The sequence below is a fragment of the Amycolatopsis nigrescens CSC17Ta-90 genome (assembly GCF_000384315.1).
GTDB classification, from domain to species: Bacteria; Actinomycetota; Actinomycetes; order Mycobacteriales; family Pseudonocardiaceae; genus Amycolatopsis; species Amycolatopsis nigrescens.
The window spans coordinates 2330832-2344810 of the sequence record NZ_ARVW01000001.1 but is presented as its reverse complement, the minus strand read 5'-3'; the positions used below and the strand labels follow the sequence as shown (position 1 = coordinate 2344810).

At 70.6% G+C, this 13979-nt stretch carries 12 protein-coding genes; 10 read left to right on the top strand and 2 right to left on the bottom strand.

Annotated features, from left to right (window positions below):
* Window positions 1-7: 7 nt before the first annotated feature.
* On the bottom strand, window positions 8-784 hold the full coding sequence (locus AMYNI_RS0110750; RefSeq protein WP_026360285.1) for a TetR/AcrR family transcriptional regulator: 777 nt from the start codon (window positions 782-784) through the stop codon (window positions 8-10).
* Window positions 785-845: 61 nt separating this feature from the next.
* On the opposite strand from AMYNI_RS0110750, the gene AMYNI_RS0110745 reads away from it, so the two are divergent.
* Together AMYNI_RS0110745 and AMYNI_RS0110740 are read left to right on the top strand one after the other, a co-directional pair.
* Complete coding sequence (locus AMYNI_RS0110745) at window positions 846-1751, top strand: AurF N-oxygenase family protein (protein ID WP_026360284.1); 906 nt, start codon at window positions 846-848, stop codon at window positions 1749-1751.
* A 13-nt stretch (window positions 1752-1764) separates the two neighbouring features.
* A complete protein-coding gene (locus tag AMYNI_RS0110740; protein ID WP_020668010.1) occupies window positions 1765-2724 on the top strand; it encodes an alpha/beta fold hydrolase in 960 nt (319 codons plus the stop codon).
* Window positions 2725-2762: 38 nt separating this feature from the next.
* Here AMYNI_RS0110740 and AMYNI_RS0110735 read toward each other — a convergent pair whose 3' ends face one another.
* Complete coding sequence (locus AMYNI_RS0110735) at window positions 2763-3392, bottom strand: TetR/AcrR family transcriptional regulator (protein ID WP_026360282.1); 630 nt, start codon at window positions 3390-3392, stop codon at window positions 2763-2765.
* Window positions 3393-3515: 123 nt separating this feature from the next.
* Here AMYNI_RS0110735 and AMYNI_RS0110730 point away from each other — a divergent pair, with 123 nt between their 5' ends.
* From AMYNI_RS0110730 to AMYNI_RS0110695, 8 genes are all read left to right on the top strand, one after another.
* Complete coding sequence (locus AMYNI_RS0110730) at window positions 3516-4544, top strand: alpha/beta fold hydrolase (protein WP_020668008.1); 1029 nt, start codon at window positions 3516-3518, stop codon at window positions 4542-4544.
* A 79-nt stretch (window positions 4545-4623) separates the two neighbouring features.
* Window positions 4624-5796: a DUF3152 domain-containing protein gene (locus tag AMYNI_RS0110725; protein WP_020668007.1), complete on the top strand. Its 1173-nt coding sequence runs from the start codon at window positions 4624-4626 to the stop codon at window positions 5794-5796.
* A gap of 132 nt (window positions 5797-5928) precedes the next feature.
* Window positions 5929-7104: an adenylyltransferase/sulfurtransferase MoeZ gene (moeZ, locus tag AMYNI_RS0110720; RefSeq protein WP_026360281.1), complete on the top strand. Its 1176-nt coding sequence runs from the start codon at window positions 5929-5931 to the stop codon at window positions 7102-7104.
* 90 nt (window positions 7105-7194) lie between these two features.
* Window positions 7195-7992, top strand: coding sequence for a TIGR02569 family protein (locus AMYNI_RS0110715; protein WP_051116301.1), 798 nt, complete (start codon window positions 7195-7197; stop codon window positions 7990-7992).
* A gap of 76 nt (window positions 7993-8068) precedes the next feature.
* Window positions 8069-8893: an SDR family oxidoreductase gene (locus AMYNI_RS0110710; RefSeq protein WP_040405664.1), complete on the top strand. Its 825-nt coding sequence runs from the start codon at window positions 8069-8071 to the stop codon at window positions 8891-8893.
* Window positions 8894-8984: 91 nt separating this feature from the next.
* Window positions 8985-11090 (top strand): molybdopterin oxidoreductase family protein, encoded by a 2106-nt coding sequence (locus AMYNI_RS0110705; protein ID WP_051116300.1) that lies wholly within the window; start codon window positions 8985-8987, stop codon window positions 11088-11090.
* Complete coding sequence (locus tag AMYNI_RS0110700; protein ID WP_020668002.1) at window positions 11087-12514, top strand: FAD-dependent oxidoreductase; 1428 nt, start codon at window positions 11087-11089, stop codon at window positions 12512-12514. The genes AMYNI_RS0110705 and AMYNI_RS0110700 overlap by 4 nt, the downstream gene beginning before the upstream one ends.
* Window positions 12515-12608: 94 nt before the next feature.
* Entirely contained in the window at window positions 12609-13976 is a 1368-nt protein-coding gene (locus AMYNI_RS0110695) for a nitrate/nitrite transporter (RefSeq protein ID WP_020668001.1), read from the top strand.
* The last annotated feature ends 3 nt before the right edge of the window (window positions 13977-13979 follow it).

Here is a 13979-nt window from a genome sequence, read left to right as displayed (position 1 = left end):
GCGGTCCTCAGCCGGTTTCCGAGTCCTGGTTGCGGGTCTCCACCATCTGCACGACCTTGTTCTCCTCGAGCGGCTGGTTCGGGTCGAGCACGATGCCGTGCTGCCTGGTCAGCCCGTCGATGGCGGCCCAGATGATCTGGGTCAGGTACTCGACCACGCTGTCGCGGCCCATCGACCGCCGGTCGAGCCACCATTCGCCGGTGTTCTGCACCATGCCGACGATCCCGTGCGCCCACGGCTCGGCCGCCCCGGAGTCCATGTTGAACATCCGCATGTAGTCGCCGAGCAGCGCGGTGAGCGCGGTCGCGATCACTTCCTTGTCCTCGGCCACCACGTCCGCGTTGTGCGGTTTGTCCGGGAACGAGCCGCGCGCCAGCAAGCGGTACAGGTTCGGGTGCTCCTCGATCACGGTGAAGAACGCGTCCAGCGCCATCCGGATCCGCGGCACCGGAGCCAGCTCCGCGTTGATCGCCGGGATCAGCCGCTGGAAGAGGATCTCGGTGCCCCGGTTGCCCAGCGCCAGGTACAGATCGGCCTTGTCGTCGAAATGCCGGTACAGCACGGGTTTCGTGACACCCGCGGCGGCGGCGACGTCCTCCATGCCGAGTTCGGGACCGTGCTCGTCCAGCGCCTTCAGCGCCGCCTCGACGAACTCCTTGCGGCGCTCGATCCGGTGCTTGCGCCAGCGATCCCGCCGGGCGTCGCCGGTGGTCGCATCCCCCGGCTCGGGGTGCTTGCTGGAGTGCTTGCTGCTTCGCTTGACACGATCCGCCACGGGGCTCATGCTACCAGAGGTAACTGTTACCTGAGGTTACGGTAATTTGGGTCACGGAAGGTGTGCCGCGATGACGCGAACATTGAAGGAATCCGGTCGCGAGAAGACCGCGGACCGGCTTCTCAAGTCTTCGGCGAACAAGTTTTACGACCCAGAGGTGGACATCGACTGGTCGGCACCGCTGGACGAGGACAAGTTCTACCTGCCGCAGCACCGCTCTTCCCTTTACGGCACCCCGCTGTGGGACAAGCTGAGCCGGGAGCAGCGGATCGAGCTGACCAAGCACGAGGTGGTCAGCGTCGCCTCCAACGGCATCTGGTTCGAGGTGCTGCTGATGCAGATCCTGCTCAAGCAGGTCTACAACATCGATCCCACCACCAGCCACGCCCAGTACGCGCTCGCCGAGATCGCCGACGAATGCCGGCACTCCACCATGTTCGCCAAGATGGCCGAGCGCACCGGCGTGCCGGCCTACGGCCCGATCAAGTGGCTCAAGCAGATCGCGCGACTGCTGCCCGCGATCGCGTACGGCCCGGCGGCCTACGGTTCGGTGCTGGTGGCCGAGGAGATCCTGGACCGGCTGCAGCGCGACCAGATGAACGATCCGGACGTGCAGCCGCTGGTGCGCATGGTGAACCGGATCCACGTGCTGGAAGAAGCCCGTCACGTCACCTTCGCCCGCGAAGAGGTCAACCGCGGCATGGGGAAGCTGTCCCGGCCGGTGCTGGCCTACCAGCGGCTGCTGATGGCGGTCGTGTCCTTCGCGATCGTGCGCACGCTGATCAACCCCAAGGTGTACAAGGCGGTCGGCATCGACCCGAAGGAAGGCGCCAAGGCGGCCAAGCGCAACCCGCACTGGCAGGCGACGGTCAGCTACGCCGGCGAGCGGATCATGCCGTTCCTGCAGGAAGCCGGCCTGGTCAAGGGTCCGGGCATGATCCTGTGGCGCCGGTCCGGCCTGCTGCCCAAGAAGTGACCGGGGGCGCCCGATGACCGCGATTCAGTCCGGTCCCGCACGGACGCGCCGCGGCGCCGCCCTGTCCTGGGACCCCGCCACCGAGCACCGGTTCGTCACCGCCGACGGCACGGCGCTGCACTTCACCGCCGAAGGGCCCGCGGACGCGCCGGTGACGCTGGTGCTGGTGCACGGCTGGACCCAGGACCACCGCACCTGGGCCAGGGTGGCCGGTGCGGTGCCCCGGCTGACCGGGCCGGTTCGGGTGCTCAGCTACGACCTGCGCGGCCACGGTGGCTCGGCGCCCGCGCGGCCGGGCACCGCGACCATCGAGCAGCTCGCCGACGACCTGGCCGAGCTGATCGGGGAACTGGCCCCGACCGGGCCGCTGGTGCTCGCCGGTCACTCGATGGGCGGCATGACGATCATGGCGCTGGCCGAGCGGCATCCCCAGCTGGTGGCGGACCGGGTAGCCGCTGCTGCGTTCGTGGGCACGTCCTCCGGCCAGATGAACCGGATCACCCTCGGCCTGCCAGGGCTCGCGGGCAGCGGCGCGGCCAGGATCGAGCGCCGGATCGCCAAGGTGCTGGCCAGGCAGCGCCGGGACGCGCTGCCGCTCACCCCGGCGATGGTCCGGCCGGGGGCGCGTTTCCTGGTGTTCGGCAAGAAGCCGCGCCGGGAGGACCTGAACTCGGTGGCGGAGCAGGTGCTCTGCGCCCATCCGGCCAGCGTGGCCGGGTTCCAGGACGCGATCTCGAAGCACGACCGCCGGGTCGCGCTCGGCGCACTGCGCGGCACGCCGGCCGTGGTGCTGGCCGGGGAGCGGGACCGGCTGTGCCCGCTGCCGCACGCGAAGGCGATCGCGGAGGCGCTGCCGGACGCGGAGTTCGTCCGCTTCCCCGGTGCCGGGCACATGCTGCCCCAGGAACGGGACCACGAGGTCACCAAGCGCATCGCCGCACTGGTCCGGATCGCCGCGCCAAGCGGCAAATAGCCGGCTTTTCGCCCTCGGGGGGCAGGGCGAAAAGCCGGCTATTTGCCTTCGGAGTGCTGGAGGGGGAAGCCGCCGCCGATGCCGCGCCAGGCCAGGTTCGCGGTGAGCGCGACGGCCTCCTCGCGGCTGATCGTGCTGTGGTGCGCCAGCCAGAACCGGGCGCTGACCTGGCTGAGCCCGACCAGGCCGACGGCCAGCAGCCGCGCCTGGTCCTCGTTCAGCCCGGCGTCCGCGGTGATCGTCTCGGTGATCGCGTCCACGCTGGCCGAGGTCGCCCTGTCCACCGCGTCCTGCACCGCGGGCTCGCCCCGCAGGTCCGACTCGAAGACCATCCGGAACGCGCCGGCGTCGCCGTTGACGAAGTCGAAGAACGCGCCGACCGCCGCCTGCACCCGCTGCTTGTTGTCCGTGGTGGAGGCGAGCGCGCCTTCGACCTGCTGGACCAGTTCGCTGACGTGGCTCTCCAGCAGCGCGATGTAGAGGTCGAGCTTGCCGGGGAAATGCTGGTACAGCACGGGTTTGCTGACGCCGGCCTGCTCGGCGATCTCGTCCATGGCGGCCGCGTGGTACCCGTTGGCCGCGAAGACGCGCTGGGCGGCGCCCAAAAGCTGTGCCCGCCGTTCGGTCCGAGGCAGTCGTACGCCTCGCTGCTGCGCCGTCTCCGTCATGCTTCCTCCAGTAGCGTCAGACGCTTCGCGAGCAGGGGTTGCCGTCACGCGGAGCTGCCCTGACCCTACTCGTCGGTATGCCCGATCTGCTATGCACCGGGCAGGATCAGGCATCCTGTCAGGGTGCCGGAAACACTTTCTCGCGTCACCGCTACGCCCGAATCCGCCGTCAGCGCGGAATCGGCGGGCCGGCGCACGCCGATCACCCATGTTCCGCTGTCCACCACCCCGCTGCCCCCGCTGGACGAGTCGCTGCCGCCGTGGCCAGGGCGGACGGAGCAGGTGCGCGGGCTCGGCCTGCACGTGCGGCGGACCGAGGGTGCTGGGCACAGCACGGTGGTCTACGTGCACGGGCTCGGCGGCTCCTCGACCAACTGGACCGACCTGGCCGCCCAGCTCGCGCCGTTCGCCACCGGCGTGGCGCCGGACCTGCCCGGCTTCGGCTTCTCCGAGCCGCAGGACGGTTTCCTGTTCACCCTGGACGCGCACGCGGACGTGCTCGCCGAGTTCGTGGCCGGGCTGGACGCCGGCCCGGTGCACCTGGTCGGCAACTCGATGGGCGGGGCGATCGTGCTGCTGCTCGCCGCGCGTCGCCCGGAGCTGGTGCGCACGCTGACCCTGATCTCGCCGGCGATGCCGGACCGCCGTCCGGACCCGCGACGGCTGTCCGACCCGCGGATGGCGCTGGCCTACCTGCCGCTGGTCGGCAGGCGGGTGCGGCGCAGGCTGGCCGCGATGGGCCCGGAGCAGCGCGCGCGGCAGGTGATCGAGCTCTGCTTCGCGAACCCGGACGCGTTCCCGGCGAGCAGGCTGGCCGAGCTCACCGAGGAGCACGGCGCGCGGGCCGCCTTCAGCTGGGCGGCGCCCGCGCTGGCGAGGAGCACGCTGGGCATCTTCCGCGCCTGGTGCGCCAGGGGCGAGGCCTCGCTGTGGCGGATCGCACCCACGGTGACCGTGCCCACGCTGGTGGTCTGGGGCGGGCAGGACAGGGTGATCTCGGCCCGCCGCGCGCCGCGGACCGCTCGGCTGCTGCCGAACGCCCGGTTGCTGATGCTGCCGGGTACCGGCCATGTGGCCCAGATGGAGCGTCCGGTCTCCGTAGCGAAGGCCGTTCTTGGCATGTGGGAGCAGGTGGAGGCCGGTAAATGGTAGTCCGTTCAGGTGACGGATTTCCCTCCGTGAACCGCCAGTCGCTGCGTGCCGCCCTGCTCGGGTGTGGCACTCTGGGTTCGTGAACCGGGTGACGCACGGATTGCGAGGCGACGGTCCGCGGGACCAGCGCCCGTCCGGCGGGCACCTTCCCCGTCGTTCACCCCTCACCGATTCCTCCGGCTCGCTGCCGCCGAGCGGCCAGTACCGGCCGCGCTCCACCACGCCGCGCACGGTCCGGGTCGGCGACGACCGGTACCGGCCCGGCGCCAGGAGGACGGCCGCCGAGCCGCTGAGCGCCACCTGGTCGCCCCAGCTGGAGCAGTCCGCGGAGGAGTCGCGCCGCAACCGCCGGGCGTCCGGGAAGATCGGCCGCGCGGTCAAGACCTACGGCTGGCGGGTATACGCGCTGCCGATCCTGGTGGTGATCACCGCGCTGGTGGTGTTCAACACCGCGACCGCGCCGCCGGAGCCGACCAGCCCGAGCGCGCCCAACGCGGCCGCCGGCGGGAACGGCGTGGACAGCGGTTCGGACACCAGCACCGGGCCATCCGAACAACCAGCCAAACCGGTCGACCTGAAAATCCCCACCGCGGAGCTGCCCAAGGGCAACGACTTCACCGAAGCCGGCGCCGGGGAGTGGCACGTGGTGGCCGGGGAGGGCCCCAAGGTCGGCACCGGGCCGAAGTTCTTCACCTACACCGTCGAGGTGGAGAACGGCATCGACCCGGCGAGCTACGCCGGTGACGACAGCTTCGCCAGCGCGGTGGAGGGCACCCTGTCCAACACCGCGCAGGGCTGGACCAGCGACAAGCAGTACTCGCTGCAGCGGGTCGGCGCGGACTCGCCGAACCCGGACTTCCGGGTGAGCCTGACCAGCCCGAACACCGCGCACCGGCCGGACCTGTGCGGGTTCCTGATCCAGTACGAGGCGTCCTGCCGGATCAAGTCCAACAAGCGGGTGATCATCAACCTGGCCCGCTGGGTGCGCGGGGCGCTCGCGTTCAGCGCCGACATGACCGGTTACCGGCAGTACGCGATCAACCACGAGGTCGGCCACGCGCTCGGCAAGGGGCACGTGGGCTGCGCCGAGAACGACGCGCTGGCCCCGGTGATGATGCAGCAGAGCTTCGGGGTCGCGAACAACTACGTGGCGCAGCTGAACGAGGTCGATCCGGGCAACTACGACGCGGTGCCCGCGGACGGCAAGGTCTGCAAGCCGAACGCGTGGCCCGCGCCGCAGGGCGGCGGCTGAGCGGGTCCCAGCCGGGTCCCAGCCGGGCATCCCCAACGTGTCCACGATGTGGACGTCGGGAAGTCCTGCTTGCCTGCGGGCGTTGTGGATACTGGGATGCGACAACGCGATCCGCGCGAGATGGAGGACCCGATGTCAGACCTGCCGCCGCTTGTCGAGCCGGCCGCCGAGCTCACCAAGGAAGAGGTGGCCCGGTACAGCCGTCACCTGATCATCCCGGACGTCGGGATGACCGGGCAGAAGCGGCTGAAGAACGCGAAAGTGCTGGTCATCGGCGCCGGTGGGCTGGGCAGCCCCGCGCTGCTGTACCTGGCCGCGGCGGGGGTGGGCACCCTCGGCATCGTCGACTTCGACGAGGTGGACGAGTCGAACCTGCACCGCCAGGTGATCCACGGCCAGTCCGACATCGGCAAGCTCAAGGCGGCCTCCGCGCAGGAGTCCCTCGCCGAGGTGAACCCGTTCGTCAAGGTGCACCTGCACACCCAGCGGCTGGACAGCTCGAACGCGCTGGACATCTTCCGCGACTACGACCTGATCCTGGACGGCACGGACAACTTCGCCACCCGGTACCTGGTGAACGACGCCGCGGTGCTGCTCGGCAAGCCGTACGTCTGGGGCTCGATCTTCCGGTTCGAGGGCCAGGCCAGCGTGTTCTGGGAGGACGCGCCGAACGGCAAGGGCCTGAACTACCGCGACCTCTACCCCGAGCCGCCGCCGCCGGGCATGGTGCCGTCCTGCGCCGAGGGCGGCGTGCTGGGCGTGCTCTGCGCGTCGATCGGCTCGATCATGGTGAACGAGGCGATCAAGCTGATCACCGGCATCGGCGAGCCGCTGCTCGGCAGGCTGGTCAGCTATGACGCGCTGGAGATGCGCTACCGCGAGGTGAAGATCCGCAAGGACCCGGAGACGCCGAAGATCACCGAGCTGATCGACTACGAGGCGTTCTGCGGGGTGGTGTCGGACGAGGCGCAGCAGGCAGCCACCGGCAGCACGATCACCCCGGCCGAGCTGAAGGCGAAGTTCGACGCCGGCGACAACTTCGAGCTGATCGACGTCCGCGAGCCGCACGAGTACGAGATCGTGAACATCAAGGGCGCCAAGCTGATCCCGAAGGACCGGATCCTCTCCGGCGAGGCGCTGGCGGAACTGCCGCAGGACAAGCCGATCGTGCTGCACTGCAAGTCGGGGGCGCGTTCGGCGGAGGCGCTGGCCGCGCTGCACGCGGCCGGTTTCAAGGACGCCACCCATCTCGGCGGCGGCGTACTCGCCTGGGCCAGCCAGATCGACAAGAGCCTGCCCACCTACTGACTACTCCATTGCAGTGAAGGCCACCTTGCCTGCGTTCGACGCAGGCAAGGTGGCCTTCACTGCGTTCCGGACCAGGTAGCCTGCGGACTCGTGTCCCCCAACCGTGAACGGCCGCCGGAACATGTGCGGGCCGCTTTCGGGGTTCGCGGGGTGGACATCGAGCCGCTGCCGGGCGGCAGCGGCTGGCGGTGCGGTGACCTGGTGCTGAAACCGGTGTCGGACAAGGCGCACGCGGCCTGGGTGGCTCGTGCGCTGGACCAGGTCCGGCTGCCCGAATTGCGGGTCGCCAGGCCGGTGCGGTCCACCGATGGCCGCTGGATCATCGCGGGCTGGACGGCGAACCGGTACGTCTCCGGGGTGCCAGAGCCGCGGCACGACGAGGTGGTGCTGGCCGCGGTCAAACTGCACCAGGCCACCGTCGGCGTGGCGCGGCCGGATTTTCTCCGCCACCGCAAGGACGTGGACGCGGTCGCGGACCGGATCGCCTGGGAAGAGGCCGAGGAGCCGATCGACGAGTACCGGGGCGGGCGCTGGTTCGAGGTGCTCTCCGGTGCCCGTCGGCCGATCCGGTTGCCGGCACAGGTGGTGCACGGCGAGCTGTCCGGCGCGGTGCTCTTCGACGGCACGGCGCCGCCGGGGGTCGTGGACTTCATGCCGTACTACCGGCCTGCCGAATGGGGCGCGGCGATCGTCGCGGTGGACGCGCTTGCCTGGGGCGGTGCCGACATCGAGCTGCTGCACCGCTGGTCGCACCTGCCGGAGTGGCCGCAGCTGCTGCTGCGCGCGATGCTGTTCCGCCTCGCCGCGCACGCCCTCAACCCCCGCTCGCCCCGCGCCACCCTGGACGGCCTGCACGCCGCCGCCGGCGACCTCTCCGAACTCATCTGACCTCCCCCGCACGGATTCTCGCGTGGGGGAAAGGTCGGGTGGGTTGTTTGGGTTAAAAAGTTGTCTGGGTTAAGGTATGGGGGTGAAGATTTGGATGGTGACGGGCGCGGGGCGTGGGTTCGGTAAGGAGATCGCCAAGGCGGCGTTGGAGCGGGGCGACGCGGTGGTGGCGACGGCCAGGCGGCCGGAGCAGGTGAGTGCGGGGCTGGCCGACTACGGCGAGCGGTTGCTGCCGCTCAGGCTGGACGTGACCGACGAGCGGGAAGCCGAGGCGGCCACCGCGGCCGCGGTGGCCGCCTTCGGCCGGATCGACGTGCTGGTGCACAACGCCGGGCGCGGCCTGTTCGGTGCGGTGGAAGAGACTTCGCCCGCTGAGGCGAGAACCTTGTTCGAGACCAACGTTTTCGGCGTGCTCGCGGTGACCCGCGCGGTGCTGCCGGTGCTGCGCGCCCAGCGTTCCGGCCGGCTGGTGCTGATGAGCTCGATGGGCGGGTTCTCCGCTGGAGCGGGGTTCGGCGTGTACGCGGCCTCGAAGTTCGCGTTGGAGGGTATGGCCGAGGCGTTGCGCGAAGAGCTGGCGCCGCTCGGGATCGGGGTCGTCCTCGTCGAGCCGGGGGTGTTCGACACCGGCTTCGGCGGCGCGGACTCGGATCAGGTCGCCGCGAAGATCGAGGACTACGCGGCCGATCCCGCGGAGCAGTACGTCGACGACGAGCCGCCGGGTGATCCGGCGCTGGGGGCTGCCGCGATCGTCGAGACCGTCGCCATGGACGATCCGCCGTTCCGGCTGCCCCTCGGTGACGACGCCGTGGCGCGGATCACGGCAAAGCTCACGGAGGTCGGCGCAGAGCTGGCCGAGTATGCACAGCCCGTAGTCTTCACCACACCTCGGCCAATCTGAGCAGGCAATGTCAACTGCCTGAAACATTCGGGCATTTCCAGGTAACAAGCCCTCCTTAGCGTCAAACCACGACGCGAGAGGAGGTGCGCGGGTGACGGTCACCGCCGAGCCAGCCGAGTTACTGACCAGACGAACGCCAGTGCAAACGCATTGCCCGTACTGCGCCCTGCAATGCGGCATGAGCCTGCACGGCGAAGAACGGCTCACCGTCGAGCCGCGCGAGTTCCCGACCAACGCGGGCGGCCTCTGCCAGAAGGGGTGGACTTCGGCCGCACTGCTGGATTCCCCGGCCAGGCTGACCAGTCCGCTGATCCGGGTCCGCGGTGAGCTGCGCCCGGCGGGCTGGGACGCCGCGCTCGATCTGATCGCGAACAGGCTCGTCGAACTCCGGCACCGGCACGGCGCGGACTCGGTCGCGGTCTTCGGCGGAGGTGGGCTGACCAACGAGAAGGCATACCTGCTCGGCAAGTTCGCCAGGGTCGCGTTGGGTACCTCGCAGATCGACTACAACGGCCGGTTCTGCATGTCTTCGGCCGCCGCGGCCGGGAACCGGGCTTTCGGTCTCGATCGCGGCCTGCCCTTCCCGCTCACCGACCTGGCCGACGCCGACGCGGTGCTGCTGGTCGGCGCCAATCCGGCGGAGACCATGCCGCCGTTCACCCAGCACCTGCGCGCCGCCGCGGACGCCGGCGGGCTGATCGTGGTCGACCCGAGGCGCACGCCGACCGCCGAGCAGGCGAGCCTGCACCTGGCGCCGGCGCCGGGCACCGACCTGGCACTGGCGCTGGGCATCCTGCACGCGGTGGTCGCCGACGGTCACCTCGATCAGTCCTATTTGGACGAACGGACCCGCGGTTTCGGCGAGGCGTGGCGGATCGCCGCGGCCTGGTGGCCGGAGCGGGTGGAGCGGGTGACCGGGGTGTCCGCCGCGGACCAGCGGCGGGTGGCGGCCAAGCTGGCCGGTGCGAAGAACGCCTACGTGCTCACCGCGCGCGGCACCGAGCAGCACGCCGGTGGCACGGACATGGTCAGCGGCTGGATCAACCTGGCGCTCGCGCTGGGCCTGCCCGGCCGCGCCGGTTCCGGGTTCGGCTGTCTGACCGGGCAGGGCAACGGCCAGGGCGGGCGCGAGCACGGCCAGAAGGCCGACCAGCTCCCCGGCTACCGCAAGATCGACGACTCGGCCGCCCGCGAGCACGTCGCCGGGGTCTGGGGTGTGCCGCCGGAGTCGCTGCCGGGGCCGGGCCGGTCCGCCTACGAGCTGCTGGACGCCTTGGGCACCGAGGGAGGACCGAAGGCGCTGCTGGTGTTCGGCAGCAACGTCGTGGTCTCCGCGCCGCGTTCCGCGCGCGTCGCCGAGCGACTGTCCTCATTGGACTTACTGGTGGTGGCCGATCTGGTGCTGTCGGAGACCTCGGCCGCGGCCGACGTGGTGCTGCCGGTGACCCAGTGGGCGGAGGAGGACGGCACCATGACCAACCTGGAAGGTCGGGTGCTGCTGCGCCGCAAGGCGATCGAGCCGCCGCCGGGGGTGCGGACCGACCTGGAGGTGCTGTCCGGGCTGGCGGAGCGGCTCGGTCAGCCCGGTGACCGGTTCCCGGTGCACGCGGAGACCGTGTTCACCGAGCTTCGCGCGGCCAGCGCGGGTGGGATCGCCGACTACTCGGGCATCGACTACGACCGGCTGCGCGCGGGCGAAGCGCTTTACTGGCCGGCGCCAGGGCCAGGACATCCCGGTACGCCAAGGGTTTTCCTGGACCGGTTCGCCCATCCGGACGGGTTGGCCAGGTTCGCCGCGGTGGAGCACACCGGCCCGGCCGAGCCGCCGGACCCCGAGTACCCGCTGCTGGCCACCACCGGGCGGGTGCTGCAGCACTACCAGTCCGGCGCGCAGACCCGGCTGGTGGCCGAGCTCAACGACGCGGTTCCGGAGGTCTTCGTGGAGGTGCACCCGGACACCGCGGCCAGGGCCGGGCTGGCCGACGGCGAGCAGGCGCTCGTCGCGTCCCGGCGCGGGGAGACGGTGGCGTTGGTGCGCTGCGTGGAGTCGATGCGGCCGGACACCGTGTTCCTGCCGTTCCACTTCGGCGGCGCCGGACGGGCGAACCTGCTGACCAACCCCGCGCTGGACCCGTCCAGCCGGATGCCGGAGTTCAAGGTGTGCGCCGCCCGATTGTCCAAAAAGGACGAATCATGACGCCGCGGCGGGTGGTGGTGCTCGGCTACGGGATGGCCGGCGCCCGGTTGGCCGACGAGATCCACCGCCGCGATCCCGAAGGCGAGCGGGTGACGCTGACCGTGCTCGGCGCGGAACGCCACCACGCCTACAACCGGGTGCTGCTCTCCGCGGTGGTCGCCGGCACCATGCGCCCGGAGGCGGTGCGGCTGCACGAGCACGACTGGGCCGAGCGGCGCGGTATCGACCTGCGCACCGGGGCCGAGGCGACCAGGATCGACCGCGCGGCACGGAAAGTTCTGCTGGCAGACGGGTCCGAAGTGGACTATGACGCACTGGTGCTGGCCACCGGTGCCGCGCCGTGGGTTCCCCCGGTGGAGGGACTGGAACTCGGCGAGAACGTGCTGGCCTTCCGGAACCTGGACGACTGCGCCCGCATCCTGGACGCGGCCCGTGCCGGTGCGCCGGTGGCCGTGCTCGGCGGTGGGCTGCTCGGCCTGGAAGCGGCAAGGGGCCTTGCCGGGCGCGGAAACCTGGTGACCGTGGTGCATCCGGCGCCGCACGTGATGGAACGTCAGCTCGACCCCGGCGCGGCGCGTGGGCTGACCCGCAAGCTCGGCGAACTGGGCATCGACTTCCGGATCGGCGTCGGCGCGGCCCGCTATCTGCCCGGCGACGGGCTCAAGCTGGACGACGGCAGCCACGTGCAGGCCGACCTGGTGGTGGTCTCCGCCGGGGTGCGGGCGGAGACCGCACTCGCCGCCGAAGCCGGACTGGCCGTGGACCGCGGGGTGCTGGTGGACGACGCGCTGCGCACCAGCGACGGCAGGGTGCACGCGATCGGTGACTGCGCTCAGCATCCCGGCACGGTGTCCGGGCTGGTGCAGCCGGCCTACGAGCAGGCGGAGGTGCTCGCGGACCTGCTCACCGGCGTCGACACCGCTGCGCGTTACCGCGGGACCCCGGTGGTCACCCGGCTGAAGGCGCGCGGGGTGGACCTGGCGGCGCTGGGTGAGGCGCAGATCGAGCTCACCGACCCGGACGCCGAGGTGGTCTGCTTCGAAGACCCCGCCCGTGGCCGGTACGCCAAGCTGGTGCTCCGGGAGGACCGGGTGGCCGGCGCGATCGTGCTCGGCCTGCCGGACGCGGCCGCCACCATCACCCAGTTCTACGACCGGCGCACCCCCGTCCCGGCCGACCGGCTTGGCCTGCTGCTCGGCCGCGCGCTGCCGCCGGGGGTGGCGCCCGCGACCAGCCCGGCGGACCTGCCCGCGTCCGCGGTGGTCTGCCGGTGCAACACGGTCAGCAAGGCCCGCCTGGTGGACGCCTGGCGGGCCGGTGCCACCGACGTCGCCCAGCTGGCCACGGCGACCAGGGCGACCACCGGCTGCGGCGGCTGTGCCGACGCGGTGTCCGGGATCGCGGACTGGCTGCGTGCCCAATGACCCGCCCTTCCCGCCTCGTGAGTGAAAAGCGTTGCCAGGGCAACACTTTTCACTCACGACCGCTGACCTGCGGAAACGTCGACCAGGAGGAAGTATGAGCGCAACTACCGGCACTCGCGGTAAACGCTGGATCGAGCACTGGGACCCGGAGGACGAGTCGTTCTGGGAGTCCACCGGGAAACGGATCGCTCGTCGCAACCTCTGGTTCTCCGTCTTCGCCGAGCACGTCGGCTTCTCCATCTGGACCTTGTGGTCGGTGATGGTGCTGTTCATGGGACCGGAGTACGGGCTCTCCGCGGCCGACAAGTTCCTGCTGGTCTCCACGCCGACCCTGGTCGGCGCGCTGATGCGGCTTCCGTACACCTTCGCGGTGGCGAAGTTCGGCGGACGCAACTGGACGATCATCAGCGCCGCGCTGCTGCTCATCCCGACCGTGCTGGCGGCCGTGGTGCTGGAGCCGGGTACTTCGCTGACCACGTTCATGGTGGTGGCCGCGCTCGGCGGCGTCGGCGGCGGCAACTTCGCGTCCTCGATGACCAACATCAACACCTTCTACCCGGAACGGCTCAAGGGTGCGGCGCTCGGCCTGAACGCGGGTGGCGGCAACCTGGGAGTGGCCGCGATCCAGCTGATCGGGCTGCTGGTGATCAGCACCGCCGGCGCGACCGAGCCCCGGCTGGTGCTCTACATCTACATCCCGCTGATCGTGCTCGCCGCGGCCTTCGCGTGGCGGTACATGGACAATCTCGCGACCGTCAAGGGTGACACCAAGGCCATGCGCGAGGTGGTCAAGGACTCGCACACCTGGGTGATGTCCTTCCTCTACATCGGCACCTTCGGCTCGTTCATCGGCTACAGCTTTGCGTTCGGCCTGGTGCTGCAGAACCAGTTCGGCCGCAGCCCGCTGCAGGCGGCCGCGGTGACCTTCCTCGGGCCGCTGCTCGGGTCCTTCTCCAGGCCGGCCGGTGGCTGGCTGGCGGACCGGCTCGGCGGCGCGAAGGTCACCTTCGCCACCTTCGTCGGCATGGCATTGGCGACCGGGGTGCTGATCCTGGCGTCGAACACGAACTCGCTGGCGCTGTTCACCGTCGCCTTCATCGTGCTGTTCGTGCTGACCGGTGTCGGCAACGGCTCCACGTACAAGATGATCCCGGCGATCTTCCGGGTCAAGGCGAAGGCGGCCATCGAGAGCGGCGCCGACAAGACCGCCGAGCTGCTCAAGGCACGCAAGCTTTCCGGCGCGCTGATCGGGCTGGCCGGCGCGATCGGCGCACTGGGCGGGCTGTTCATCAACCTGGCGTTCCGGCAGTCGTTCGCGGACACGAAGAGCGGGGTGCCGGCGTTCGTCGCCTTCCTGGCCTTCTACGGCGTTTGCTTCGCCGTCACCTGGGCGGTCTACCTGCGCAAGCCGGCGGCGGAGACGAGCCAGCGCGGGCTGGCACTGGCGCACGCAGAGGTCTGAGCG